Origin of the sequence: Enterobacter sp. NFIX58, assembly GCF_900110475.1 — a bacterium.
In the GTDB taxonomy this organism is placed as follows: Bacteria; Pseudomonadota; Gammaproteobacteria; order Enterobacterales; family Enterobacteriaceae; genus Enterobacter; species Enterobacter quasiroggenkampii.
The window spans coordinates 206,984-230,787 of sequence record NZ_FODW01000001.1 but is presented as its reverse complement, the minus strand read 5'-3'; the positions used below and the strand labels follow the sequence as shown (position 1 = coordinate 230,787).

Annotated in this window: 23 protein-coding genes and 4 pseudogenes; 6 read left to right on the top strand and 21 right to left on the bottom strand. The window is 51.2% G+C overall.

The genetic code is table 11. The features are described from left to right. Window positions 1–23 precede the first annotated feature (23 nt). From BMW97_RS01100 to lysC, 8 genes and pseudogenes are all read right to left on the bottom strand, one after another. Window positions 24–482, bottom strand: a pseudogene (locus BMW97_RS01100) (baseplate assembly protein); the annotation flags it as partial. A gap of 6 nt (window positions 483–488) precedes the next feature. Beyond that, window positions 489–839 (bottom strand): GPW/gp25 family protein, encoded by a 351-nt coding sequence (locus BMW97_RS01095; protein ID WP_021240319.1) that lies wholly within the window; start codon window positions 837–839, stop codon window positions 489–491. Further along, window positions 836–1,477, bottom strand: coding sequence for a phage baseplate assembly protein V (locus tag BMW97_RS01090; protein WP_045908961.1), 642 nt, complete (start codon window positions 1,475–1,477; stop codon window positions 836–838). Before BMW97_RS01090 ends, BMW97_RS01095 begins: the two co-directional genes overlap by 4 nt. A 305-nt stretch (window positions 1,478–1,782) precedes the next feature. After that, the gene (locus BMW97_RS01085) at window positions 1,783–2,199 is read right to left on the bottom strand and encodes a hypothetical protein (protein ID WP_045908962.1); all 417 of its coding nucleotides are present in this window, start codon (window positions 2,197–2,199) and stop codon (window positions 1,783–1,785) included. Then, complete coding sequence (locus tag BMW97_RS24070; RefSeq protein WP_021240322.1) at window positions 2,192–2,896, bottom strand: hypothetical protein; 705 nt, start codon at window positions 2,894–2,896, stop codon at window positions 2,192–2,194. Before BMW97_RS24070 ends, BMW97_RS01085 begins: the two co-directional genes overlap by 8 nt. 285 nt (window positions 2,897–3,181) lie before the next feature. Continuing rightward, window positions 3,182–3,358, bottom strand: a pseudogene (locus BMW97_RS01075) (phage virion morphogenesis protein); the annotation flags it as partial. Beyond that, window positions 3,351–3,818, bottom strand: coding sequence for a phage tail protein (locus BMW97_RS01070; RefSeq protein WP_045908963.1), 468 nt, complete (start codon window positions 3,816–3,818; stop codon window positions 3,351–3,353). The pseudogene BMW97_RS01075 and the gene BMW97_RS01070, both read right to left, overlap by 8 nt. A 4-nt stretch (window positions 3,819–3,822) precedes the next feature. Beyond that, window positions 3,823–4,025, bottom strand: a pseudogene (gene lysC / locus BMW97_RS24170) (Rz1-like lysis system protein LysC). Between the two features lie 18 nt (window positions 4,026–4,043). On the opposite strand from lysC, the pseudogene BMW97_RS24230 reads away from it, so the two are divergent. Then, a pseudogene (locus BMW97_RS24230) lies at window positions 4,044–4,169 on the top strand (integrase); the annotation flags it as partial. A 109-nt stretch (window positions 4,170–4,278) separates the two neighbouring features. Here BMW97_RS24230 and leuE read toward each other — a convergent pair. Together leuE and BMW97_RS01055 are read right to left on the bottom strand one after the other, a co-directional pair. Continuing rightward, window positions 4,279–4,914 carry a leucine efflux protein LeuE gene (gene leuE, locus BMW97_RS01060; protein ID WP_045908965.1) on the bottom strand — a complete coding sequence of 212 codons (636 nt, stop codon included), beginning with the start codon at window positions 4,912–4,914 and terminating at the stop codon, window positions 4,279–4,281. A gap of 111 nt (window positions 4,915–5,025) precedes the next feature. After that, complete coding sequence (locus BMW97_RS01055) at window positions 5,026–5,199, bottom strand: YciY family protein (protein ID WP_021240326.1); 174 nt, start codon at window positions 5,197–5,199, stop codon at window positions 5,026–5,028. Between the two features lie 144 nt (window positions 5,200–5,343). On the opposite strand from BMW97_RS01055, the gene cls reads away from it, so the two are divergent. After that, the gene (cls, locus tag BMW97_RS01050) at window positions 5,344–6,804 is read left to right on the top strand and encodes a cardiolipin synthase (protein ID WP_008502791.1); all 1,461 of its coding nucleotides are present in this window, start codon (window positions 5,344–5,346) and stop codon (window positions 6,802–6,804) included. 33 nt (window positions 6,805–6,837) lie between these two features. Further along, window positions 6,838–7,167 (top strand): HI1450 family dsDNA-mimic protein, encoded by a 330-nt coding sequence (locus BMW97_RS01045; RefSeq protein ID WP_006810881.1) that lies wholly within the window; start codon window positions 6,838–6,840, stop codon window positions 7,165–7,167. Between the two features lie 31 nt (window positions 7,168–7,198). Here the strand turns inward: BMW97_RS01045 and BMW97_RS01040 are convergent, their stop codons facing one another. From BMW97_RS01040 to BMW97_RS01010, 7 genes are all read right to left on the bottom strand, one after another. Then, window positions 7,199–8,068, bottom strand: a complete 870-nt coding sequence (locus BMW97_RS01040; RefSeq protein ID WP_048223634.1) for an ion transporter — start codon at window positions 8,066–8,068, stop codon at window positions 7,199–7,201. A 14-nt stretch (window positions 8,069–8,082) separates the two neighbouring features. Then, a complete protein-coding gene (gene oppF / locus BMW97_RS01035; protein WP_008502789.1) occupies window positions 8,083–9,087 on the bottom strand; it encodes a murein tripeptide/oligopeptide ABC transporter ATP-binding protein OppF in 1,005 nt (334 codons plus the stop codon). Beyond that, window positions 9,084–10,097, bottom strand: a complete 1,014-nt coding sequence (locus BMW97_RS01030) for an ABC transporter ATP-binding protein (protein WP_024907097.1) — start codon at window positions 10,095–10,097, stop codon at window positions 9,084–9,086. Before BMW97_RS01030 ends, oppF begins: the two co-directional genes overlap by 4 nt. A gap of 11 nt (window positions 10,098–10,108) precedes the next feature. Beyond that, a complete protein-coding gene (oppC, locus tag BMW97_RS01025; RefSeq protein ID WP_008502787.1) occupies window positions 10,109–11,017 on the bottom strand; it encodes an oligopeptide ABC transporter permease OppC in 909 nt (302 codons plus the stop codon). Between the two features lie 12 nt (window positions 11,018–11,029). Then, the gene (oppB, locus tag BMW97_RS01020; RefSeq protein ID WP_008502786.1) at window positions 11,030–11,950 is read right to left on the bottom strand and encodes an oligopeptide ABC transporter permease OppB; all 921 of its coding nucleotides are present in this window, start codon (window positions 11,948–11,950) and stop codon (window positions 11,030–11,032) included. Window positions 11,951–12,034: 84 nt separating this feature from the next. Beyond that, window positions 12,035–13,666, bottom strand: coding sequence for an oligopeptide ABC transporter substrate-binding protein OppA (gene oppA, locus BMW97_RS01015; RefSeq protein ID WP_008502785.1), 1,632 nt, complete (start codon window positions 13,664–13,666; stop codon window positions 12,035–12,037). Window positions 13,667–14,436: 770 nt separating this feature from the next. Next, window positions 14,437–15,084, bottom strand: a complete 648-nt coding sequence (locus BMW97_RS01010) for a YchE family NAAT transporter (RefSeq protein ID WP_008502784.1) — start codon at window positions 15,082–15,084, stop codon at window positions 14,437–14,439. Between the two features lie 478 nt (window positions 15,085–15,562). Here BMW97_RS01010 and adhE point away from each other — a divergent pair, with 478 nt between their 5' ends. Continuing rightward, a complete protein-coding gene (gene adhE / locus BMW97_RS01005) occupies window positions 15,563–18,241 on the top strand; it encodes a bifunctional acetaldehyde-CoA/alcohol dehydrogenase (protein WP_045908967.1) in 2,679 nt (892 codons plus the stop codon). Window positions 18,242–18,309: 68 nt separating this feature from the next. Here the strand turns inward: adhE and tdk are convergent, their stop codons facing one another. After that, window positions 18,310–18,924 carry a thymidine kinase gene (gene tdk / locus BMW97_RS01000; protein ID WP_021240332.1) on the bottom strand — a complete coding sequence of 205 codons (615 nt, stop codon included), beginning with the start codon at window positions 18,922–18,924 and terminating at the stop codon, window positions 18,310–18,312. Window positions 18,925–19,473: 549 nt separating this feature from the next. Between tdk and hns the strand changes: the two genes are divergently transcribed. Then, window positions 19,474–19,887, top strand: coding sequence for a histone-like nucleoid-structuring protein H-NS (gene hns / locus BMW97_RS00995; RefSeq protein WP_008502781.1), 414 nt, complete (start codon window positions 19,474–19,476; stop codon window positions 19,885–19,887). 202 nt (window positions 19,888–20,089) lie between these two features. Here hns and galU read toward each other — a convergent pair whose 3' ends face one another. From galU to rssA, 3 genes are all read right to left on the bottom strand, one after another. Continuing rightward, window positions 20,090–20,998, bottom strand: coding sequence for a UTP--glucose-1-phosphate uridylyltransferase GalU (galU, locus tag BMW97_RS00990; protein WP_008502780.1), 909 nt, complete (start codon window positions 20,996–20,998; stop codon window positions 20,090–20,092). Between the two features lie 200 nt (window positions 20,999–21,198). Continuing rightward, a complete protein-coding gene (rssB, locus tag BMW97_RS00985) occupies window positions 21,199–22,212 on the bottom strand; it encodes a two-component system response regulator RssB (protein ID WP_032647605.1) in 1,014 nt (337 codons plus the stop codon). Between the two features lie 91 nt (window positions 22,213–22,303). Beyond that, window positions 22,304–23,206, bottom strand: a complete 903-nt coding sequence (gene rssA, locus BMW97_RS00980; protein ID WP_045908968.1) for a patatin-like phospholipase RssA — start codon at window positions 23,204–23,206, stop codon at window positions 22,304–22,306. Window positions 23,207–23,320: 114 nt separating this feature from the next. Between rssA and BMW97_RS00975 the strand changes: the two genes are divergently transcribed. Then, entirely contained in the window at window positions 23,321–23,779 is a 459-nt protein-coding gene (locus BMW97_RS00975; protein WP_045908969.1) for a YchJ family protein, read from the top strand. Window positions 23,780–23,804: the final 25 nt, after the last annotated feature.

Genomic DNA, 23,804 nt, shown 5'->3' with positions numbered 1-23,804 from the left:
CGCGACCGAGACGTCAGCGCCCCCCCGTCGGCGCTGCGGCCGTGATTCTCATATGCACCGACCGGACCCGCGACACTTAATCCTTCAAAAGTTTGTTGTGTGCGCAGCCTCAGGTCAGCATCTGATTCCATAACGGCAGGCGTTGGCGGTATGGTGGTGTCATCAGCCGGGGTGATGGTCAGGCGTTCGGTATTGTTGTTCCCGGCCACGACGTCAAGGTCGTGACCGGTTGAATAGGCCAGCGTCACCGCCTGGGCGGCCTCGTTCACACGCTGACGCCAGATAACTTCACGATAGGCGTTTTCCTGCAGCAGCTTCACAATCGGCTCTGACTCAAGCGTCAGCGTACGTGCGACAGCTTCCTGCTGGTCTTCCGGGTACAGCGAGACGAGCGTCGCCTTTCGTTCGCTAAGTATGGTTTCATAGTCCAGTTCCTCCACCACATCGGGAACGGGTAACTGATTCAGGTCAACAGTTGCCATAGTGATTTAACTCATTGGAATGGTCAGAGAAAACGGCAGGCTCGTTTCCGTGCGCGTGCCGGTGATATCGACATACAGCCCGCCGTCGGTGTCTGACAGTTCAAAGGTGATGGTCGTCAGGCTGACGCGTGGCTCCCACTTCTGGATCGCGGAGTAGCACGCGGCCATAATCTGCAGGCGCAGCGCCGGGGTCTGCGGCTGGTCAATCATCTGCGACAGGAGCGAGCCGTATTCACGGCGCATGACGCGCGAGCCAACGGGCGTGACCAGAATGTCGCGCACGCTTTGCCGGATATGCTCAACCTCAGAGATACTGAGCCCGGTCTGGCTGTTCATTCCCAGATAACGCACCGTCATTTGATGCCCTCCGTCCAGCTTCCGCCCCGTTCGACGCCGCCGTGGTCGTGGTTATCAACCTGCACACCATTTGATTTCAGTGTCCCGCCGGTGTGCTCGATGTTTCCGCGCATGATGCCGCCTTTCTTCACTTCGAGCGTGCCGGTCGTCAGCTTGTTGGTGCAAACCACCTCCGGCGTATCGAGCGTGATACGGGCCGAGGCTTTCACCAGCACCACCGGCACGGTGGCCGTAATGGACTCAGACGCGATGACGTCAGCGGTTTTGATGCCTGACACGGTGAGCGCGCCGTTTTCGGGTTCGTACTTGATAACCGCCCCGTCAGGAAAGGACACATGAAGCGCATCAGGGGAGGCAGACGGTGCGGGATTGTCATCAGAGAAAGTGCCGGGCAGCACAAATGCCGTATCGAGCTCGCCGCCGATTGCCAGCAAAAGCACCTGCTCGCCAACGGATGGAGCCCACCATACGCGTGAGCGACCGGCGCAGCAGGCTAGCCAGTTCAGCCAGGTGGTTTCCATGCCGCCGGTCTGGACACGACAAAGCCCCTCGTCGTGGTCGATGTCAGTCACGATGCCGGTGCGGATAAGGTTGCGGATCGCACGTGCGATTTCCTGCAGAGAATTTAGATTATTCATAGGGAAAGGATGCCGCCGGGCAAGACCGGCGGCAATTGAGCGGGGTTTTGTGGCGGACGAGACAACAAATGCACAATATAACTATTTAAAAGAGTTATGGATGCCTATATCTTGCTACTGAAAAATTAACTTCTAAACCACTGATTGCTGCTTCGACATTTTAAACAAAAAAATTCAACACATAGCAAAAATACGATTTTTATATATAACCATACCAACCTCAATAAAAAAACCCAACAACCCATAATTAAACCATCACCCAACACAACATTAGAAAATTAAAAACCCAGCCAAATCTTACATTTTTATTTATCAGCAATCTCTTTTTCAGCCGCATCTAGATCGTGCGCCGTCAGAGACTTTATCTCCTGATTTAATATGCTAATAACCATCATTCTCTTTTGCTCCTTAGAAATATCAGTCCTACTTTCCACGGCCTTTAACAATGTAGAAAGCCTCTCATCCAAAGCTGTTCCATTATAGGCATCAATGATTGTATTTATATGCATCAGTACAACACCCAAAATAAAGCATCCTATATAATGCACCACATCAATCTCGAACCAATTCGCACCAATAACCCCCCTAGCGGTATACACACACATATAGATAAGATAGCCAACAATAAACCCAAAGGCTGTGCGAATAGGATGACGCAAAAAAACAATATCCAGTGATTTATTCAAACGCTTAGAAACAATATCCATATCGATACTAGACATTAGGTAACTCCCCTCGGGTCAGCGTATCATCGATGGTTGCATTTTTTATTGGATTAAGTACCTTCCGTCCCGTCCCTCCTCCATCTCCAGAGTCAATATCTTCAATATTGTCACGAATGAATTTGATTAATTCTATTGCTTCAGTAGTCGTGGTCCCAAAAAATCCTTTTGCAACACGATAACTAACTACTTGATCTTTTACTTCAAACAAAACATACAATACAAAACCAATAAACACTGTCCAATACGGGACATTTAAAAAAACAACCGAGACCGCGCTCATTATCAAAGTCAAAACAGCAATAGCTTTACACTTGAAATATTTTTTCTTTTCACTTAATAAAAATAAATTTACAACAGTTTCATTTTTATTGGCGTATGCGCTTTCTTGCTCTGTCTCCAGCAATGATTCAACAATCTCTATATTTTCATATATCTCACTCAACTCCTCATCAGGCAACTCTTTACTTTCAAAAAATTTTGAACGCTCAATGACAACACCATTTTCTTTTAAACGTCTCAACTTTGTAAAGACGGCATAACGCACATATATTTCATTTCGCTCTTTATTTAGAACTTTTATTTTCTCTATCACATCATCCCGCGTCGTAGTAGAGAAAGATGTTTGAAATAAATACTCCACCCTCATTGTGATATGTTTTAATAAAGCTAAAACCTTCAAAGTTACATTAATCATTTAACCCCCTGAGAGTATTACTTTTTAGTTAACATGACTACATCGTTATAAACATACATAAAACCTAATCCATTTAGAGACTTACTCGTCACACCCACTCTTTTTTAGTTTTGACACATGCAATTTCATATAAGACCTGAAAATATATGATCATGATTGAACTTAGTTATCATCAAAGACACATTAAAATTAACTATAATCAATTTTAATGCAAAAGAGTCAAGTCAAAAATGCAAAAATAATTCTTTCAATATACCTTTTATTGTCAAAATTTAATCCGAGAAGCTGACGCTTTCGCGCCTGATAGGGGGAGCCGTCAGGAGCTTTCTGCAGCTTGATACGTTGCTGTTGCGACTTGCGCAGTTCCTTTGCTATCTCCCAAGCCAGCTTCCGGCGCGCTGCCGGTGACAGGGCAGCTATCATACCGTTGAGCCGGTCGTCAAAGGGCTTAAATTCACTCATCCCATTTACTCGCCAGCTCTCCGTCAAGATAAAGCTCTTTTGGTGGTGTTACGGGTTCCGGTAGTGGAGGCTCAGCAGCATAGCTCACGTGCAGCGCGCCGTTTTCCTCTTTGATAATGGTGCGCTCGGTGAGCTGCAGGCTGATGCTGATATCGACACTGTCCCCGTCGTTTAAATCCATCTGGAAACGGTAGCCCTTTTTGCGGCCGTCATCGAGCGTGCAGATATCCGGCTGGTTTTCCCTGAGCCATGCGGCCACCGGCACGAAAATCATGTCAGGGTCGCCTACAAAGTCACACACGATCACATTCAGGGTGTAAATTATCTCGTGCGACAGCGAGGCCGCGAGACGCGCATCGATATTCCCCTCATCGGCAAAGATGCGCATCATTTCGGGGTTTGTTTCAAGCTGCGGGACGGCTTTAATCAGCGCTTCGCGCGGGCTGCGTGCTTTCTTCATCGAGTTAATCCTGACAGTCTTTGACGGTTTCAATCTGCAGAGCACACGCGGTGAGCGCGGTCTCAAGCCTGCGAATATCGGCGCTCAGATCGCCATTAGTGGCGGGTCGCTTCCCGGCATCGGGCAATAGCTCACCTTCGGGCAGGCGCTGTAAGCAATGACCGGCGGAGGCGCAGGCGGCGCGGGTGTGCAGCCGACGCACAACATCAGGCAGCTCAGCGCTGTACGAAAATTGCGCAGACAATGGTCTATGCGCACTTCGCTCCTCAGTACCTGCAGGACGCGATTTCGCTTAACCCGTTGAAGGGTGCTAATGGTGGTCAGAATGTCCACAATGTGTCCACACCCTAGCCGCTTTTTATGGCTTTTGACTGCTAGTAGTAAAACGTGAAGCCTTGTCTGGCGCGGCTTTCCAGCTACGCCAGACATTAAAAAGGCTCCCGCAGGAGCCTTTCATCCATCAATGCAGCGACGCCAACCTCGCCGCAAACCCGACAAACAGCAGCCCTATCAGCCCATTCCCCAGCTTTGCCAGTTTCTTTTTCGTTTTGAGATAGCGCGTGACAAACGCACCGGAGAAGATCAGGAAGCTCATATACATGAAGCTTATTAACTCAAGCGTCGTCGCGAGGATAAGGAAAGAGGTACCGGTGTTCTGCGCATTCACGTCAATGAACTGAACGAAGAACGATACGTAGAACAGAATCGCTTTTGGATTCGTCAGGCTCAATACCAGCGAACGTTTCATGATCGCGCTGGCAGGCTCGGTACCGCTCTCCTGAGCGTGATTCTGCCGGGTAATGACCGACCAGAGCATTTTGCCGCCCAGCCACAGCAGATAGAAGGCGCCGAGATAGCGCACGATATTAAACAGTACCGGCGTGGTCTGAATTAATGCCGCGACGCCCGCCCAGGCCAGAAACATCAGTACCGCATCGCCGATAAATACACCCGACGCGGCAAGGTACCCTTTTTTAACGCCGTGTCCAATTCCGGTTTTGAGCACAAACAGGGTATTCGGCCCCGGTACGAGCACGATAAAAAACGCGCCAACAACATACGTCCAGAAATTCAGTACGCCAAACTCCGCAAACACTACTTCTCCCTCCTTTTGCTCAACACAACAGGAATAGCGCTGCAACCACGCTACTCCCAAAAATCAGATCCTATAAAATCAGCGGGCACCATTACGGTGCCCTCATGGTACTCAGATATCCTGGACTGCGAACAGCAACGCGTTGCGATGCCGGGTCATTCCACATTTTCTGATGGCGTGAATACGCATATTGCGGCGGGATTGTGCTTCCAGCCAACGAGCCTTGCGACGACTCACCTGTCGCAACATGCGCCAGCGCCCTACTTCTGTTCTACTGCGCTTCATGTCTACAACTCTTTCTCTAACAGAGACGACATTATAAACCCATGCGGGCAGCAAACCAGCGCTTTTACCTGGCGTTTTTATTTGCCAGATGAATCCTGATGCGTACACTCATAACAATACGCTTTCAAAAGGATTTTTTTACCTATGACAACCTTCTACACCGTGGTGAGTTGGCTGGTCATTTTAGGATACTGGCTGTTAATCGCGGGTGTGACGTTACGCATCCTGATGAAGCGCAGAGCCGTACCCTCTGCCATGGCCTGGCTTCTGATCATCTACATCCTGCCGCTGGTGGGAATTATTGCCTATCTCTCTTTCGGTGAGCTTCATCTCGGCAAACGCCGCGCCGAGCGGGCCCGCGCCATGTGGCCCTCAACCGCAAAGTGGCTGAACGATCTGAAGGCCTGCAAGCATATCTTTGCCGAGGAGAACAGCAGCGTCGCCTCGTCACTGTTTAAGCTGTGCGAGCGCCGTCAGGGGATTGGTGGTGTTAAAGGCAATCAACTGCAGCTGCTGACCTCGTCCGACGACGTCATGCAGGCATTAATCCGCGATATCCAGCTGGCGCGTCATAACATCGAGATGGTTTTTTATATATGGCAGCCTGGCGGGATGGCTGACCAGGTCGCTGAATCGCTGATGGCCGCGGCGCGACGCGGCATTCACTGCCGTCTGATGCTTGACTCCGCAGGCAGCGTGGCATTTTTCCGCAGTCCCTGGGCGGGCATGATGCGCAATGCCGGTATCGAGGTGGTTGAGGCGCTGAAGGTTAACCTGCTGCGCGTGTTTCTGCGCCGGATGGATCTCCGTCAGCATCGCAAAATGATCATGATCGATAACTATATTGCCTACACCGGCAGCATGAACATGGTTGATCCGCGCTTCTTCAAGCAGGACTCGGGCGTGGGCCAGTGGGTGGATCTAATGGCGCGAATGGAGGGGCCGATTGCCACCTCGATGGGCATCGTTTACTCCTGCGACTGGGAGATAGAAACCGGCAAACGCATTCTGCCGCCACCGCCGGACGGCAATATTATGCCGTTTGAAGAGGCCAGCGGTCACACCATTCATACCATTGCTTCCGGGCCGGGCTTCCCGGAGGATTTGATCCATCAGGCGCTGCTGACGGCGACGTACTCGGCGCGTGAATACCTGATCATGACGACGCCCTACTTTGTTCCCAGCGATGATCTCCTGCACGCGATCTGTACCGCAGCGCAGCGCGGCGTCGATGTGAGCATTATTTTGCCACGCAAAAATGACTCCCTTCTGGTGGGCTGGGCCAGCCGGGCATTCTTTAGCGAACTGCTGGCTGCAGGGGTGAAGATCTACCAGTTCGAAGGCGGATTGCTCCACACCAAAAGCGTGCTTGTCGACGGCGAGTTAAGCCTGGTGGGGACAGTGAACCTGGATATGCGCAGCCTGTGGCTCAACTTTGAAATCACTCTGGTTATTGATGATGCCGGCTTTGGCGGCGATCTCGCGGCGGTGCAGGATGATTATATCTCCCGCTCGCGACTGCTGGATGCCAGACTGTGGGTAAAACGTCCGCTGTGGCAGAGAATTGCCGAACGACTGTTTTACTTCTTTAGTCCGTTGCTGTAAAACGTGCCCAACGATGTTAAACAGGTAGTCATCATGGAAATGGATCTGAACAATCGCCTGACCGAAGACGAAACGCTCGAGCAGGCCTATGACATTTTTCTCGAACTGGCGGTTGATAACCTCGATCCCGCAGACGTGATCCTCTTTAATCTGCAGTTCGAAGAGCGCGGCGGTGCCGAACTGTTCGACCCTTCAGAAGACTGGGCTGAACATGTGGATTTCGATCTGAATCCTGACTTCTTTGCCGAAGTGGTCATCGGGCTGGCCGATGAAGACGGTGGCGAGATTAACGATATTTTCGCCCGCGTCCTGCTCTGTCGAGAGAAAGACCACAAGCTGTGCCATATTCTCTGGCGCGAATAATAAAAAAGGCTGCGATTGCAGCCTTTTTTATTTACTCCGGCAACGCACTTCCGCAGCGGTTACAAAACCGCGCGTTAAGGTCATGTTCACCCTGGTGACATGCCGGACATTTGCGCTGCTGCTTGCGGCTCTGAAATGCGCTGCTCATGTGCGTGGTAATAAGCCCGGTCGGAATAGCAATGACCGAATAGCCAATCAAAATCAGCACTGAGGCCACAATGCGGCCCAGCGGCGTATGGGGCGTTATATCACCGTACCCGACGGTCGTCACGGTCACTATCGCCCAATAAACGGACGCATTGAGCGTCGTGAAACCATATTTCGGCCCCTCTATCAGATACATCAGCGCGCCAAAAACGATCATGACGATGGCAATAAACGAGTAGAAGAGAATAAGCTGATGCCGCGCGCTGACGATAGCGCTCCAGAACACGCGCAGTGAGGGCATAAAGCGCAGTAATTTCAGAATACGTAATACGCGAATAACGCGCATCGCTCGCCAGGCAAAGACATAGCTCAGGCTGATTTCCGGCCACAGCCACATGACGTAGAGCGGCAGAATGGTGGCTAAATCAATAAATCCCCAGAAGCTGAAAACATATCGGGCCGGGTTGGGCCAGGCAATTACTCTGAGCAGATATTCAGCGGTAAAAACAAGTGTTATCGCCAGCTCAAGCCAGACAAAGACATGCCATTCGTCAAACGTCAGGTGGTATTGCGTCCCGGCGCCTGACTCAATAAAGATGACCACCACGCTGAGGAGCGCAAATAAACCGCAAAGACCTTCGAAGCGTCGCCCGGATACCGTTTCAGGATCGAATAAAACATGATAAAGCCGCCGACGGGCTGACGTGAATAAACGCGACACAGTGACCTCGCAAAATATAAGGGCTGACATCATGTCAGCCCTTGCGATTATAACGGGTCTACTTTCAGGCAGGAAACCGCATGTCGGAAACTGCCTTCCAGAACCGGTCGCGTTTTCGCACATTCCGGCCCGGCCATTGGGCAGCGCGTGCGGAAGACACAGCCCGACGGCGGGTTAATCGGTGAAGGCAATTCCCCTTCCAGAAGCTGGATGGTCTTATTCTTTTCCAGATCGGGATCGGGGATCGGCACTGCCGACATCAGCGCTTTGGTGTAAGGGTGCAGCGGATTGTGGTACACCTCGTCATAGGTGCCCAGCTCCACGGCGTGCCCCAGATACATCACCAGCACGCGGTCAGAGATGTGTTTCACCACGGCCAGGTCATGCGCGATGAAGATCAGCGACAGCCCCATTTCGCGCTGCAGCTTCTGCAGCAGGTTAACCACCTGCGCCTGAATGGAGACGTCGAGCGCGGAGACCGGCTCATCACAGATAATCAGCTTCGGTTCGAGGATCAGGGCGCGCGCAATACCAATACGCTGACACTGACCGCCGGAGAACTCGTGCGGATAGCGGTTGATGAGGTTAGGCAACAGCCCGACTTTCAGCATCATCGCCTTAACGCGATCGCGCACTTCCTGACGGGACATCTTCGGATGATAGGTCCGCAGCGGCTCGGCAATAATCTCACCGATGGTCATACGCGGGTTTAACGATGCCAGCGGATCCTGGAAAATCATCTGGATATCGCTGCGCACGTCGCGCCACTCGTCGGGTTTCATGCCCAGCAGATCTTTACCCAGCCAGGCCACTTTGCCGTCGGTGGCTTTCACCAGACCGATAATGGCGCGCGCAAAGGTCGATTTACCGCAGCCGGACTCGCCCACCACGCCCAGGGTTTCCCCCTCATACAGGCGCAGCGTGACGCCGTCCACCGCTTTCAGGGTCTTCGACGGCTGCCAGAACCACTGTTTGCCGTCTTTGATGTCGAAATGCACCTTAAGGTCAGCAATCTCGAGCAGCACATTGCGTTTTTCATCTAATGCGTTCATACCAGCTCCTCCTGCGGCTTAAAGCAGGCGCGCAGGCGGCCTGGTGCAAACTCTTCCAGCGGCGGTGCGCTGTTGCAGATTTCCATCGCGTGCGGGCAGCGCGGCTGGAACGGACAGCCTTTCGGCAGGCGCAGCAGGTTTGGCGGGTTGCCCGGAATGGTGAGCAAGGATTCCCCTTCCGCATCGAGACGCGGTACCGCGTTCAGCAGGCCAATCGAGTAAGGATGCGCTGGCTGATAGAATACGTCACGCGCTTTGCCGTATTCCATGGTACGGCCGGCATACATCACCAGCACTTTGTCACAGATGCCCGCCACCACGCCCAGGTCGTGGGTGATCATGATAATCGCCGTGTTGAACTCACGCTTCAGCTCGTTCAGCAGGGTCATGATTTGTGCCTGAACGGTAACGTCCAGCGCGGTGGTCGGTTCGTCGGCAATCAGCAGTTTTGGCCGGCACAGCAGCGCCATCGCAATCATCACGCGCTGACGCATACCGCCAGAGAACTCGTGCGGGAACATGCGCATGCGCTTACGCGCTTCCGGCATTTTCACCGCATCGAGCATTTTGACCGACTCTTCAAAGGCTTCGGCTTTGCCCAGACCTTTGTGCAGCATCAGGACTTCCATCAGCTGCTCACCGACGCGCATGTACGGGTTCAGCGAGGTCATCGGATCCTGGAAAATCATCGAGATCTGCTCGGCGCGCAGCTTGTTCAGCTCGTGCTCCGGCAGATTGAGGATTTCGCGACCGTTGAATTTTGCTGAACCGCCAATCACACCGTTAGCGGCCAGCAGGCCCATTAGCGCAAAGGCGGTCTGGGATTTCCCGGATCCGGATTCACCCACGATGCCGAGCGTTTCGCCCGCACGCAGGTTGAAGTTGAGATCGTTCACGGCGGTCACATCCCCGTCCGGGGTCTTAAAGGTGACACGAAGATCTTTTACGTCCAGCAGAAGGTCGCTCCGCTGCTGCGCCTGTGGCGCGGTTGCCGTTTCAATCATTGTCATGACGGCACTCCTTAACGGTCTTTCGGGTCGAGGGCATCACGCAGGCCATCGCCGATAAAGTTAAAACAAAACAGGGTAACGACCAGGAAACCCGCCGGGTATAACAGCAGCCACGGTGACACTTCCATTGAGTTTGCACCGTCACTCAGCAGCGCGCCCCAGCTGCTCAGCGGCTCTTGCGTACCCAGACCGAGGAAGCTCAGGAAGGATTCAAACAGGATCATGCTTGGCACCAGCAGTGAGGCATAAACCACCACCACGCCCAGCACGTTAGGAACGATATGGCGAACCACGATATTCCCGGTAGAGACACCGCCGACCTGTGCGGCTTCGATAAACTCTTTGCGTTTGAGGCTCAGCGTCTGGCCGCGGACAATACGCGCCATATCCAGCCAGGAAACCATCCCGATGGCCACGAAGATCAACAGGATATTCTGACCGAAGAAGGTCACCAGCAGGATGACGAAGAACATAAACGGGAAGGAGTTCAGGATTTCCAGCAGACGCATCATCACCGAGTCCACTTTACCGCCAAGGTAGCCGGACAGTGAGCCGTAGAGCGTCCCCACGATCACCGCCACCAGCGCGGCAGCAATCCCGACCATCAGCGAGATACGCCCCCCGATAGCAACACGCACCAGCAGATCGCGTCCGGAAGAGTCCGTGCCAAAATAGTGGCCAGACTCCATATCCGGCGCGCTGGACATCATGCCCCAGTCGGTGTCGAAATAGGTAAATTGCGACAGCATCGGCGCCAGGGTCACAAACAGTGCGATGATCACCAGAACCACCAGACTCGCCACCGCCGCGCGGTTGTGCATAAAGCGACGGCGCGCGTCCTGCCAGAGGCTACGACCTTCCACTTCCAGTTTTTCACTGAAGTTTTCCAGCGCCTCGCTGTTTTTCTTACTCAACATCATGGCGTGCTCCAGTTAGTAACGGATTTTCGGGTCGATGACGGCGTACAGAACATCGACGATTGCGTTAAAGAGAATGGTCAGCGCACCGACGAGAATGGTCAGGCTCAGTACCAGCGAATAGTCGCGGTTGAGCGCGCCATTAACAAACAGCTGACCAATGCCCGGCAGGCCGTAAATGGTTTCGATAACCATCGAGCCGGTGATGATCCCGACGAATGCCGGTCCCATGTAGGAGAGCACGGGCAATAGCGCCGGTTTAAGCGCGTGGCGGAAGATAATCCGACGCATCGGCAGCCCTTTCGCGCGCGCGGTACGAATGAAGTTCGAGTGCAGCACTTCGATCATTGAACCACGGGTGATACGCGCGATACTGGCGATGTACGCCAGAGATAATGCCACCATCGGCAAAATCATGAACTTGAGTGCCCCGCCGTTCCAGCCGCCGCCAGGCAGCCACTTCAGCGTGATGGCAAATATCATCACCAGTAATGGCGCGACAACGAAGCTGGGTATGACTACCCCGGTCATCGCCACCCCCATTACGGCATAATCCCATTTGGTATTTTGTCTGAGCGCGGCGATGACGCCAGCGGTGACCCCGAAAACGATCGCCAGAATGAATGCCGCAGCACCCAATTTCGCCGACACCGGGAAGCTGGACGCCACCAGGTCGTTAACGGAATAGTCTTTATATTTAAATGACGGTCCAAAATCACCGTGCGCCAGCTGCTTCAGGTAGTTGAAGTATTGGGTGGAGATAGGATCGTTTAAGTGGTATTTCGCTTCGATATTCGCCATGACTTCTGGCGGCAGCGTACGCTCACCGGTAAATGGACTTCCCGGCGCAAGGCGCATCATGAAGAAGGAAATCGTGATGAGAATAAATAGCGTCGGAATCGCTTCCAGACAGCGACGTAGGATAAATTTCAACATTGCCCGTACCTTCTGGCGTGTGCCTATATAATGTGACGTTGGTTAGACACCGTGGGGCGAGCACGCCCGCCCCACTCATTGCCATTAATGCTTGATAATATACAAGTTTTTAACGTAGATATTATCCATCGGGTCTTTACCGGTATATCCACCTACCCACGGTTTCACCAGACGGGCGTTAACGTAGTAGTAAACCGGAACGATCGCGGAATCTTTATCCAGCTGCTGCTCAGCTTTAGAGTACAGTTCAGTACGCTGTGCTTCGTCAGTAGTTTTCAGCGTGTCGGCGATCAGCTTGTCAAACGCCGGGCTCTTATAGTGCGCGGTGTTGTTTGAGCTGTCACTCAGCATGGTGTTCAGGAAGGAGGTCGGTTCGTTATAGTCCGCACACCAGCCAGCACGCGCCACGTCAAAGGTGCCCTGATGACGGCTGTCGAGGAAGGTCTTCCACTCCTGATTCTCCAGCTTCACGTTCGCGCCCAGGTTCTTTTTCCAGATCGAGGCAACGGCGATAGCCAGTTTTTTGTGCAGATCGGAGGTGTTGTACAGCAGGCTGAAGGTCAGCGGCTTATCGGCGGTATAGCCCGCTTCGGCCAGCAGTTTCTTCGCTTCTGCGTTACGCTGTTCCTGCGTCTGTTTGAACCAGTCTGGCTCGGTCAGTTTTGCGCCATCGGTGTATGGAGGGGTATAGCTGTATGCCGGCAGATCGCCCTGGTTTTTCACTTTGTTCACGATGATATCGCGATCCAGTGCCAGCTTCAGCGCAGTACGAACGCGTACGTCGGTGAACGGTGCTTTCTGGTTGTTGATTTCATAGTAGTAGGTGCACAGGTACGGGTCGACGTGAACTTCTTTAGGGATCTCTTTCTTCAGTTTCTGGAACAGTTCAATCGGCATGTTGTTATAGGTCATGTCGATTTCGCCGCTGCGGTAGCGGTTAACGTCAGTCACTTCGGACGAAATTGGCAGGTAGGTAACCTGATTAATGACGGTTTTCGCGTTGTCCCAGTATTGCGGGTTACGCTCAAGCACCATACGCTCGTTGACCACCCAGTCTTTCAGCTTGTAGGCACCGTTGGTCACGATATTGGCAGGCTGGGTCCATTTTTCACCAAATTTTTCCACGGCGGATTTTGGTACCGGGGAGACGGACGGGTGAACCAGCAGCTTATAGAAGTACGGAACAGGTTCGCTCAACGTGACTTCGAAGGTATTGGCATCGATCGCCTTAACGCCCAGATCGGTGATCGGTTTTTTGCCCGCGATGATGTCATCAATATTGGCAATATGGCCATATTGCAGGTAGCTCGCATACGGAGAGGCGGTCGTTGGATTCGCCAGACGCTGCCAGCTATAAACGAAATCTTCAGCCGTCACCGGCGTACCGTCGGACCATTTCGCATCTTTACGCAGATGGAAGGTCCAGACTTTGAAATCTTTGTTTTCCCATTTTTCTGCCACGCCCGGTGCCGGGTGGCCGTCTACGTCCGTTACCAGCAGACCTTCGAACAGGTCGCGGTTGACGTTAGACTCAGGAACACCTTCAATTTTGTGCGGGTCGAGAGACTGAACTTCCGCACCGTTGTTACGCACCAGCGTTTGCTTCTCCGCCAGCTGAACACCTGCAGGAACGTCCGCAGCCATTGCAGCGTTTCCCGCGATTAGCGCAGTTAAAATCCCCGCCGCTACCAGATTTTTTTTTGTGATGATGGACATTGTGTTGGTACTCCACTCATTATAATGACTGGCCTTCGCCAGCTGTGTAATCCCCTGTTGGGGCCTGTACAGCGCAGGAGTTTTTTTTGCTGCTGTCAGGTTCTTCTTTTACTGCTTGCTATCACCGACTTTTTTATTACTGACCGCTCGTATGGCCGTCTTGCGTCGATTCTTTACAGGCCTCCCCTGTTTGAGGCCTGCGCTGGATATCTAAGAAGAGAACTATATGAAAATAATTCTCATCTGATTGTTTTATGCTGCAAAATATTAGGCCGGAAAGTATCAAATGGCGTAAACGTGCGCCAATACATTTTGCAAATTTGTTAAGCAATTCTCTTTTACGGTGAGTACCGTATCGTTGAGGGCAGCCCTGCCAGACATCGAACATCAGTAAAACAACATGACATTCAATAGGATAGAGAAAATTTTCTCTCCAAGCGCGTCGCTGCGCTATCATCGAGTGATTTTGTACAAAAATTTAACAACTGGTTATTATTTAGCACATTCGTCTAGGGGAATGTTGAAATTACTAATATCATTTCGGTTATCTCTCAGCAAGCCCAAGAGTATCATGTGAGTAAAATAACAGAGCGATCGAAGATTTTCTGTGCAGGCGGGTTGAGGCGGAATTAATAACCTATTGAAATACAAGCAATGAACATTATTAGTAGAATTTATTATGATATGTGAGCGTTTCAACTTTAGTTATATGATTTGCTGATAATCACGTAAAAAAACGGAGCCGTCGCTCCGTCCTTTCATATGAAGTATTAATGCAATAAACCGGGGAAAATGCTTTTAATACCCGTGACGATGAATTCGATCCCTAACGCCATCAGCAACAGGCCCATGATACGCGTAATGACGTTGATGCCCGTTTGACCCAGCAACCGCACCAGCCAGGGTGCCATGCGGAACACCCCCCAACAGCAGAGCGCAAAAATGGCAATAGCCACTGAAAAGCCAATCAGGTGCATCAGGCTATGGTAACGCGTCCCCCAGACGATGGTTGAACTGATGGCTCCCGGACCGGCCATCAGCGGTAAGGCCAGCGGCACTACGCCAATGCTTTCGCGAATAGCGGTTTCTGACTTCTCTTGTTTATTCTGCTTATCCTCGCCCAGCTTACCGCTGATCATGGACATGGCGATGGTCACCACCAGGATCCCGCCGGCAATACGGAAAGAATCAATGGAAATCCCGAACAGCTGAAGAATCGTGTCGCCGAGAAAAAGAGAGGTCAACAATATGATCGCTACCGACAGGTTAGCGGTGAGGTTGGTTTTGTTCCTGGCCGCCGCTGTCTGGTAACTCGTCATACTAATGAAGACAGGAATGATCCCCACCGGGTTGACCAGGGCAAACAAACCAATAAAAAATTTAAAATACGTTGGAAAATCAAAGAGCGTTTGGATCACGTTTTGCTCCACTTATACACATGCCCTGGACTGACAATTTGTCGTGAGAAATCGCGCTGAAGATACCCTTTTTATCAGCATACTTCACTTGAAATCTGTACCAAAACGTTATCATTTCAGGATGTTAAACATATGTATAATCAATGATAGTGCCGCTTCCAATACTTACGTAATTATTTAACACTGGAAAAATCAGCACGAAATAACCCTGCTGAAAGGTATCAGCTTGGGGGAAAATTGACACAGATCATGATTTTCGTACTCAGAAGTGAGTAATCTTGGTTACACCCCCAGGGAGGTCACCTGACAAAAAGGGATGATGCTAAGGTAAGGCTCTTTTAGTAAATTAGTGTGCTGACGCAGAAAGTAACTCTTTGTTTTACTTTGTGTTACGCAAGTCGTATCGGCTCTGTCTATACTGTGTGACGTATCGAGCGCTGGTTTACTAAAAGAGTTTAAACATTATCAGGAGAGCATTATGGCTGTTACTAATATCGCTGAACTGAACGCCCTCGTCGAGCGCGTTAAAAAAGCCCAGCGTGAATATGCCAATTTCACTCAAGAACAGGTTGATAAAATCTTCCGCGCGGCCGCACTGGCTGCTGCAGATGCTCGAATCCCTCTCGCTAAAATGGCCGTTGCCGAATCCGGCATGGGTATCGTGGAAGATAAAGTGATTAAAAACCACTTCGCTTCCGAGTATATCTACAACGCCTATAAAGATGAGAAAACCTGTGGCGTGCTGTCCGAAGACGACACCTTCGGTACCATCACCATCGCTGAACCTATCGGCATCATCTGCGGTATTGTTCCGACCACTAACCCAACGTCTACTGCAATCTTCAAATCACTGATTAGCCTGAAGACCCGTAACGCAATCATCTTCTCTCCACACCCACGTGCGAAAGACGCGACTAACAAAGCTGCAGATATCGTCCTGCAAGCGGCTATCGCTGCGGGTGCACCAAAAGACCTGATCGGCTGGATCGACCAACCTTCTGTTGAGCTCTCCAACGCGCTGATGCATCACCCGGACATTAACCTGATTCTGGCGACCGGTGGTCCAGGCATGGTTAAAGCCGCATACAGCTCCGGTAAACCTGCTATCGGCGTGGGCGCGGGTAACACCCCTGTTGTTATCGATGAAACCGCTGATATCAAACGTGCTGTCGCGTCTGTGCTGATGTCTAAAACCTTCGATAACGGCGTGATCTGTGCATCTGAACAGTCTGTTGTGGTCGTGGATTCCGTATATGACGCGGTTCGCGAACGTTTCGCCAGCCACGGCGGCTACCTGCTGCAGGGCAAAGAGCTGAAAGCGGTTCAGGACATCATCCTGAAAAATGGCGCGCTGAACGCCGCTATCGTGGGTCAGCCAGCCTACAAAATTGCTGAACTCGCAGGCTTTACCGTTCCGGCAACAACCAAAATCCTGATCGGTGAAGTGAAAGTTGTTGACGAAAGCGAGCCGTTTGCTCACGAAAAACTGTCTCCTACGCTTGCCATGTACCGTGCGAAAGATTTCGAAGACGCGGTTGAGAAAGCAGAGAAGCTGGTTGCCATGGGCGGTATCGGTCACACCTCTTGTCTGTACACTGACCAGGACAACCAGCCAGAGCGTGTTGCTCACTTCGGTCAGAAGATGAAAACTGCACGTATCCTGATCAACACCCCTGCTTCTCAGGGTGGTATCGGTGACCTGTACAACTTTAAACTCGCACCTTCCCTGACTCTGGGTTGTGGTTCCTGGGGTGGTAACTCCATCTCTGAAAACGTTGGTCCAAAACACCTGATCAACAAGAAAACCGTTGCTAAGCGAGCTGAAAACATGTTGTGGCACAAACTTCCGAAATCTATCTACTTCCGCCGTGGCTCTCTGCCAATCGCGCTGGATGAAGTGATTACTGATGGCCACAAACGTGCGCTCATCGTGACTGACCGTTTCCTGTTTAACAACGGCTACGCTGACCAGATAACCTCCGTGCTGAAAGCGGCTGGCGTCGAAACTGAAGTATTCTTCGAAGTTGAAGCTGACCCAACCCTGAGCGTTGTACGTAAAGGTGCTGAACTGGCTAACTCCTTCAAACCAGATGTGATTATCGCACTGGGTGGTGGTTCCCCAATGGACGCCGCGAAAATCATGTGGGTTATGTACGAGCATCCAGAAACGCACTTCGAAGAACTGGCGCTGCGCTTTATGGACATCCGTAAACGTATCTACAAGTTCCCGAAAATGGGCGTAAAAGCGAAAATGATCGCGGTCACCACCACTTCCGGTACCGGTTCAGAAGTTACGCCATTCGCGGTAGTAACCGACGATGCAACAGGTCAGAAATACCCACTGGCTGACTATGCGCTGACGCCAGACATGGCTATCGTTGATGCGAACCTGGTCATGGAGATGCCGAAGTCACTGTGTGCGTTCGGTGGTCTGGATGCGGTGACTCACGCCCTGGAAGCTTACGTTTCTGTGCTGGCGTCTGAGTTCTCAGATGGTCAGGCCCTGCAGGCTCTGAAACTGCTGAAAGAAAACCTGCCAGCGTCTTACAACGAAGGCTCTAAAAACCCTGTAGCACGTGAACGCGTTCACAGTGCAGCAACCATCGCTGGTATCGCGTTTGCCAACGCCTTCCTGGGTGTTTGCCACTCAATGGCGCACAAACTGGGCTCACAGTTCCACATTCCTCACGGTCTGGCGAACGCCCTGTTGATCAGCAACGTTATCCGTTATAACGCTAACGACAACCCAACCAAGCAGACGGCTTTCAGCCAGTACGACCGTCCACAAGCCCGTCGTCGCTATGCTGAAATCGCTGACCACCTTGGTCTGAGCGCACCGGGCGACCGCACTGCTGCGAAGATTGAGAAACTGCTGGCATGGCTGGAAAGCCTGAAGGCTGAACTGGGTATTCCTAAATCAATCCGTGAAGCGGGCGTACAGGAAGCTGACTTCCTCGCTCACGTAGACAAGCTGTCTGAAGATGCATTCGATGACCAGTGTACCGGTGCTAACCCGCGCTACCCACTGATCTCCGAGCTGAAACAGATTCTGCTGGATACCTACTACGGTCGTGAGTTCAAAGAAGGTGACGTTGCCGCTGTGAAAACAGAAGCCCCAGTCATCAAAGCTGACAAGAAAGCGAAGAAAAGCGCTTAATTGACAGCAGCAGATGAAAAACCCGCCTTAATGGCGGGTTTTTTTATGTCTGAATAATAAGACTGACGTTATTTTCTGTTGTCGTGCTGAATCGCCGTCAGCGAGCCTACAGACAACGCTTCTTTATAATGCTTACGGCAGACCGAAACATAGCGTTCATTGCCGCCTATCACCACCTGCTCGCCATCTGCATAAGGTTTCCCGGACTGGTCGAGACGAAGCACCATACTCGCTTTACGACCGCAGAAGCAGATCGTTTTCAGTTCGACAAGTTTATCCGACCAGGCAAGCAAATACTGGCTCCCTTCAAAAAGCTCCCCGCGGAAATCCGTACGCAGGCCGTAACAGAGCACGGGGATATCAAGCTCATCGACCACCTCTGACAGGGCATGGACCTGTTCACGCGTCAGAAACTGGCTCTCATCGACCAGTACGCAGTGAATGGGCTGTGCCGCATGTTCTGCACGAATGTCTTCAAACAGATCGGTTTTCGGGTTAAACAGCCTGGCAGGCGACGAGAGCCCTATTCTGGAGCTCACCTTCCCTGCGCCAAAGCGATCGTCAATTTCAGCCGTATAAACAACGGTACGCATCCCGCGTTCCTGGTAATTGTACGAGGATTGCAGCAGCGCGGTGGATTTCCCGGCATTCATTGCCGAATAGTAGAAATAAAGTTGTGCCATTGGCCGTAAAACCCTAATCAATGTGTAATATTCCCGATGAGTCATTGTACCATATTTTGTCCGGTCATCAGCGATGCAGCGCACAGAGGATGCGGTTCAGTGCCGCGTTCAGTACCTTCTGTTTCTGAAAATAACCCGTTAAAACATGAAGTAAACCCATTCAGCCACGCCAATATGTTATAAGTTAAGCCAAACATAACACTTCTTTTTATAGTGGAATCCCGGCCCTTTAAAATTCACTATTTATTAACTATTTCAGGCTTAACACCAGGGGTGAGAACTAATACAAAAGGCTGATATTTCTCCGCCGCAACTATAATTCCTGCGGGAAATGTCACAAAAAAAAGACGCAATCGACCGGGTTAAGCAGGTTCCGGTGATAACAACCGAGACAGCTGGGTGGTGGAATTTAAGTTAGCGTAATTAATAATAGCGGCATTATTTAGTATTTTTTGAATTCCTTACATTCCTGGCTATTGCACATCTGAATTTATGGCTCTATTATTAGGTCAACAAACCACCCCCCATTATAAGTTTGAGATTACTACAATGAGCGAAGCACTTAAAATTCTGAACAACATCCGTACTCTTCGTGCGCAGGCAAGAGAATGCACCCTCGAAACGCTTGAAGAAATGCTGGAAAAATTAGAAGTTGTAGTTAATGAACGTCGCGAAGAAGAAAGCGCTGCTGCGGCTGAAATCGAAGAACGTACTCGTAAACTGCAGCAATATCGTGAAATGCTGATTGCTGATGGTATCGATCCAAATGAATTGCTGAACAGCATGGCTGCCGCTAAAACCGGTACTAAAGCTAAGCGTGCTGCCCGTCCTGCTAAATATAGCTACGTTGATGAGAACGGCGAAACTAAAACCTGGACTGGCCAGGGTCGTACTCCTGCTGTTATCAAGAAAGCGATGGATGAGCAGGGTAAACAGCTGGACGACTTCCTGATCAAGGATTAATCGAGCCTCATTCAGAAAAATCCCGCATATTGCGGGATTTTTTTTAACCTAAATTTGCCACAAACATCCTCTTACACTCTGTCATAAAGCATTATTTAGCAATTTCATCGACTGTACTTTCAGACAGGTTTTCGGGAGTGTTATGGGCATAAAAAAACCGGTGGGCAGCGCCTCACCGGTTTCGAACATTTACAACCGTGGCTTATTTCTTAATACCTACGCTCTCTTTGAGCCAGGTTTTAAATTCTTCGCCAAGGGTATTGTGGCGGATACCATATTCAACAAACGCCTGCATATAACCGAGCTTATTACCGCAGTCATGGCTCTTACCTTTCATATGGTAGGCCTCAACGGTCTCTTTCTCGATCAGCATATCGATGGCATCCGTCAGCTGGATCTCATCACCCGCTCCTGGAGGCGTTTTAGCCAGCAGAGGCCAGATTTCAGCACTCAGGACATAGCGACCTACAACAGCAAGGTTTGAAGGCGCGACATCGGCTTTAGGCTTCTCTACGACGCCCACCATCGGCACACTCTCACCCGGCTCCAGGTTAACGCCTTTGCAGTCAACCACACCGTATGCCGTTACGTCTTCAACAGGCTCAACCATAATCTGGCTGCTGCCGGTTTCGTCGAAACGTTTGATCATTTCAGCCAGGTTATCCTGAGAAAGATCGGATTCGTATTCATCCAGAATAACGTCAGGCAGAATTACCGCTACAGGCTCATCCCCCACGACAGGGTGCGCGCACATAACAGCGTGGCCCAGACCTTTAGCCAGCCCCTGACGAACCTGCATAATGGTGACGTGTGGAGGGCAAATAGACTGAACTTCTTCTAACAGCTGACGCTTAACACGTTTTTCCAGCATGGCTTCAAGTTCAAAGCTTGTATCGAAATGGTTTTCGATAGAGTTTTTAGATGAATGCGTAACCAGCACAATTTCAGTGATGCCGGCTGCGATACATTCATTCACGACATACTGGATTAATGGCTTATCAACCAGAGGCAGCATCTCTTTAGGAATCGCCTTAGTTGCTGGTAACATCCTGGTCCCCAATCCCGCTACCGGGATAACGGCCTTTCTGACTTTCGAATTTAGGGCAGCCATTCAAATTCTCCTGAGCTGTTCAAGTTTTGAACTTTTATGCAATAAATAACGCGTTGAGTATATCAGCCTCACCCCGCAGTCCGGGTCTGAAAAGAACGCGTTGCCGATCAATTAGGATAAATACGCATGAAACTGGGCAGCGATAGTAGCACTCCCCGTAAAACACAGGTAAAGCAATCTTAAAATGACGATCCAATTGCTTATTCCGTGGACAACATTAAGCGTAACCGTCCTCCGGCACCCCAAATTTGGCACTGCCACGAGGAACAGCGGTGGCTAATTTGATTAAGATACGCCGTTCCCAACGTCCCAAGCGGTACACCGTTACTCACCTGAATATGGTGTTCACCGGTATTCAGTGATGCATTGAGACCGGCTGAAACGAGGATCAGATTTTTTAAACCGCTATGGTAATAGCCAACCAATAGCGGGAACTGTCCAGGCAGATTGGCCTGACGAAAAAGCTGGTTTACCTGTTTGAGTAAACTGCCTAACTCAGGCAACCGTTGTCCCTGATGGGATAACTGTTCCTGCAACAAACCATTAAATAGCGCACGAAGAAGTAACGCCGCTAATACACCGTTATCCCCCGCCCGGGTGACATCCAGAGAATAAAACGCAAGATCGGAATCTGACAGTGGCGCAATATCCAGCACCAGTCCTGGCTGGTCAGCGGCCACCAGCTGCCGATAATTTACGCGACAGTGTGAAATTGTTTGCTGGACGGGTGGCTGGAGTTCTTGCAACAGTTTCGCCGCGGCAGGCGGATTACTTACCAGCGCGTCCCAGTCCTGGAAAAGACGCTCCTCTTCCTCTACCCGGGAATTAAACATATTCGGATAAAGGCACGCCAGGACCGTTTCTCGCAGCCGGTGCAAATCTTTGACCGGCTTAAGCAGGATATCCTGTACCCCAAGACGTAATGCTTTTGCAATGTCCGCCATGTTCTCGGTGGCAGAGATCACCAGAATCGGCGTTTGATTGCCTTCGTTACGCAGATGTTCAACCAGCTTCAGTCCATTCATGCGCGGCATCGCAATGTCGCAAATCATCAAATCGGGCGTAATGCTGATCATTTTTTCCAGGGCGTCGATGCCATCTTCAGCCAGCGACGTCATTGCGCCGAGCGAGGATAACCACGAATCCAGTAGCGATCGGAAAACGGGCTCGTCTTCAACAATCAAAATGTGTTTTCCGGCCAATGGCTGCGTCATGGTTCCTCCCCTGGCTGACAGTAACTAAATAGTGGCATGCGATCGGCACTATCGCCTGTCAGATTTTGCTGAAGTAGTCAAAAAAAGGTGCTTAACGTGCGGTCTGCACAAAAGGCAACAATTCGTCCATTTTCTTTTCGACGGCTAACGAGCCCGCTGCGATGGCGGCCTCAGCCCGATGGAAATCAAGGGTAGAGATTTGCGGACAGTACGGCTGAATAAGAATATCCGGAGGATCGCCTGCCATACGGTTACGTTTAAGGCGGTTCTCGAGAACCTGAATTGACGTGGTCATGATTTCTATCGCCGTCGGCGCGGCAACCGAACGACGCGCGGCCAGACGCCCGATTCTTCCGCGCAGGCGTTCATGCCAGGCCAGTTTCTCGCCCTCAGCATCTTCGCTCTGGAGATTGACCGGCATGAGATCCTGTTGCATGAGGTGGGCATCGTGCTGCAAGTCGACGGCAATCACGATGTCCGCACCCATAGCACGCGTCAGAGAGATGGGAACCGGGTTAACGACGCCACCATCGACAAGCCAGTAACCGTTGTGTGGGACAGGCGCCATGAGTCCCGGCATACTGCAGGAGGCACGCACGGCAAGATGGATATCGCCTTCGGTGAGCCAGAGCTCGCGTCCTGTGCTGAGGTTTGTCGCGACGGCGCCGAAAGGCATCTGACAATCAGTGAAGTCTTCGAGAGGCATAACCTGGCGGAACTGGTTAAAGACGCGTTCGCCGCGCAGCAGTCCACCACGCTGCCAGGAGAGGTCCATCAGACGCAGCACGTCCCAGTAGCTGAAGGAGCGCACCCATGTCTCGAGCTCCGGAAGCTTCCCGCACGCGTAAGCGGAGCCGACAAGCGATCCGATTGAACACCCTGCAACAATATCGACGGTAATGCCCATCTGATTTAAGGCATTAATCACGCCGATGTGCGACCATCCCCGGGCGGCCCCTGAACCCAGCGCCAGCCCAATTTTAACCTTTCTCATTAGTCCTGTTTTACTTCCCCTGGATTCCTGACATAGCGTCAACGCAACGCCTCAGTTAACATAGTGCTACCCGAAGCGTTTTACGCCTTAATATTTTGTTCCAGGAAGAGAATCGTGTCTCAACTCTGCCCTTGTGGTAGCGCTCTGGAGTATAGCCTATGTTGCCAGCGATATCTTTCTGGCGATCAGGTTGCACCAGACCCGTCACACCTTATGCGTTCACGGTACACTGCTTTTGTGATCAAAGACGCAGACTATCTGATTAAAACCTGGCATCCATCCTGCCGTGCAGCCGATTTCAAACAGGACATCGAAGCCGGGTTTGCGAACACGCAGTGGCTCGGCCTCACCGTCTATGAATCCTCTCCAGGCAGTCATGTGGATGAAGGTTACGTCAGCTTTGTTGCCCGTTTTACCGAGAATAATAAACCGGGTGCCATTATCGAGCGTTCCCGGTTCTTAAAGGAAAGCGGGCAATGGTATTATATTGACGGAACGCGCCCACAGTTTGGTCGTAACGATCCCTGCCCGTGTGGTTCAGGTAAAAAATTTAAAAAGTGTTGCGGGCAGTAATGCCTGACAACCCAGACTTCGCAAA

Excerpts from the sequence above, each read along its gene's own strand:
- BMW97_RS01095 (WP_021240319.1), bottom strand. The coding sequence starts at position 839 with ATGACGGTGCGTTATCTGGGAATGAACAGCCAGACCGGGCTCAGTATC.
- BMW97_RS01090 (WP_045908961.1), bottom strand. The coding sequence starts at position 1,477 with ATGAATAATCTAAATTCTCTGCAGGAAATCGCACGTGCGATCCGCAAC.
- BMW97_RS01085 (WP_045908962.1), bottom strand. The coding sequence starts at position 2,199 with ATGTCTAGTATCGATATGGATATTGTTTCTAAGCGTTTGAATAAATCA.
- BMW97_RS24070 (WP_021240322.1), bottom strand. The coding sequence starts at position 2,896 with ATGATTAATGTAACTTTGAAGGTTTTAGCTTTATTAAAACATATCACA.
- BMW97_RS01070 (WP_045908963.1), bottom strand. The coding sequence starts at position 3,818 with ATGAAGAAAGCACGCAGCCCGCGCGAAGCGCTGATTAAAGCCGTCCCG.
- BMW97_RS01055 (WP_021240326.1), bottom strand. The coding sequence starts at position 5,199 with ATGAAGCGCAGTAGAACAGAAGTAGGGCGCTGGCGCATGTTGCGACAG.
- cls (WP_008502791.1), top strand. The coding sequence starts at position 5,344 with ATGACAACCTTCTACACCGTGGTGAGTTGGCTGGTCATTTTAGGATAC.
- BMW97_RS01045 (WP_006810881.1), top strand. The coding sequence starts at position 6,838 with ATGGAAATGGATCTGAACAATCGCCTGACCGAAGACGAAACGCTCGAG.
- BMW97_RS01040 (WP_048223634.1), bottom strand. The coding sequence starts at position 8,068 with ATGATGTCAGCCCTTATATTTTGCGAGGTCACTGTGTCGCGTTTATTC.
- oppF (WP_008502789.1), bottom strand. The coding sequence starts at position 9,087 with ATGAACGCATTAGATGAAAAACGCAATGTGCTGCTCGAGATTGCTGAC.
- BMW97_RS01030 (WP_024907097.1), bottom strand. The coding sequence starts at position 10,097 with ATGACAATGATTGAAACGGCAACCGCGCCACAGGCGCAGCAGCGGAGC.
- oppC (WP_008502787.1), bottom strand. The coding sequence starts at position 11,017 with ATGATGTTGAGTAAGAAAAACAGCGAGGCGCTGGAAAACTTCAGTGAA.
- oppB (WP_008502786.1), bottom strand. The coding sequence starts at position 11,950 with ATGTTGAAATTTATCCTACGTCGCTGTCTGGAAGCGATTCCGACGCTA.
- oppA (WP_008502785.1), bottom strand. The coding sequence starts at position 13,666 with ATGTCCATCATCACAAAAAAAAATCTGGTAGCGGCGGGGATTTTAACT.
- adhE (WP_045908967.1), top strand. The coding sequence starts at position 15,563 with ATGGCTGTTACTAATATCGCTGAACTGAACGCCCTCGTCGAGCGCGTT.
- tdk (WP_021240332.1), bottom strand. The coding sequence starts at position 18,924 with ATGGCACAACTTTATTTCTACTATTCGGCAATGAATGCCGGGAAATCC.
- hns (WP_008502781.1), top strand. The coding sequence starts at position 19,474 with ATGAGCGAAGCACTTAAAATTCTGAACAACATCCGTACTCTTCGTGCG.
- galU (WP_008502780.1), bottom strand. The coding sequence starts at position 20,998 with ATGGCTGCCCTAAATTCGAAAGTCAGAAAGGCCGTTATCCCGGTAGCG.
- rssB (WP_032647605.1), bottom strand. The coding sequence starts at position 22,212 with ATGACGCAGCCATTGGCCGGAAAACACATTTTGATTGTTGAAGACGAG.
- rssA (WP_045908968.1), bottom strand. The coding sequence starts at position 23,206 with ATGAGAAAGGTTAAAATTGGGCTGGCGCTGGGTTCAGGGGCCGCCCGG.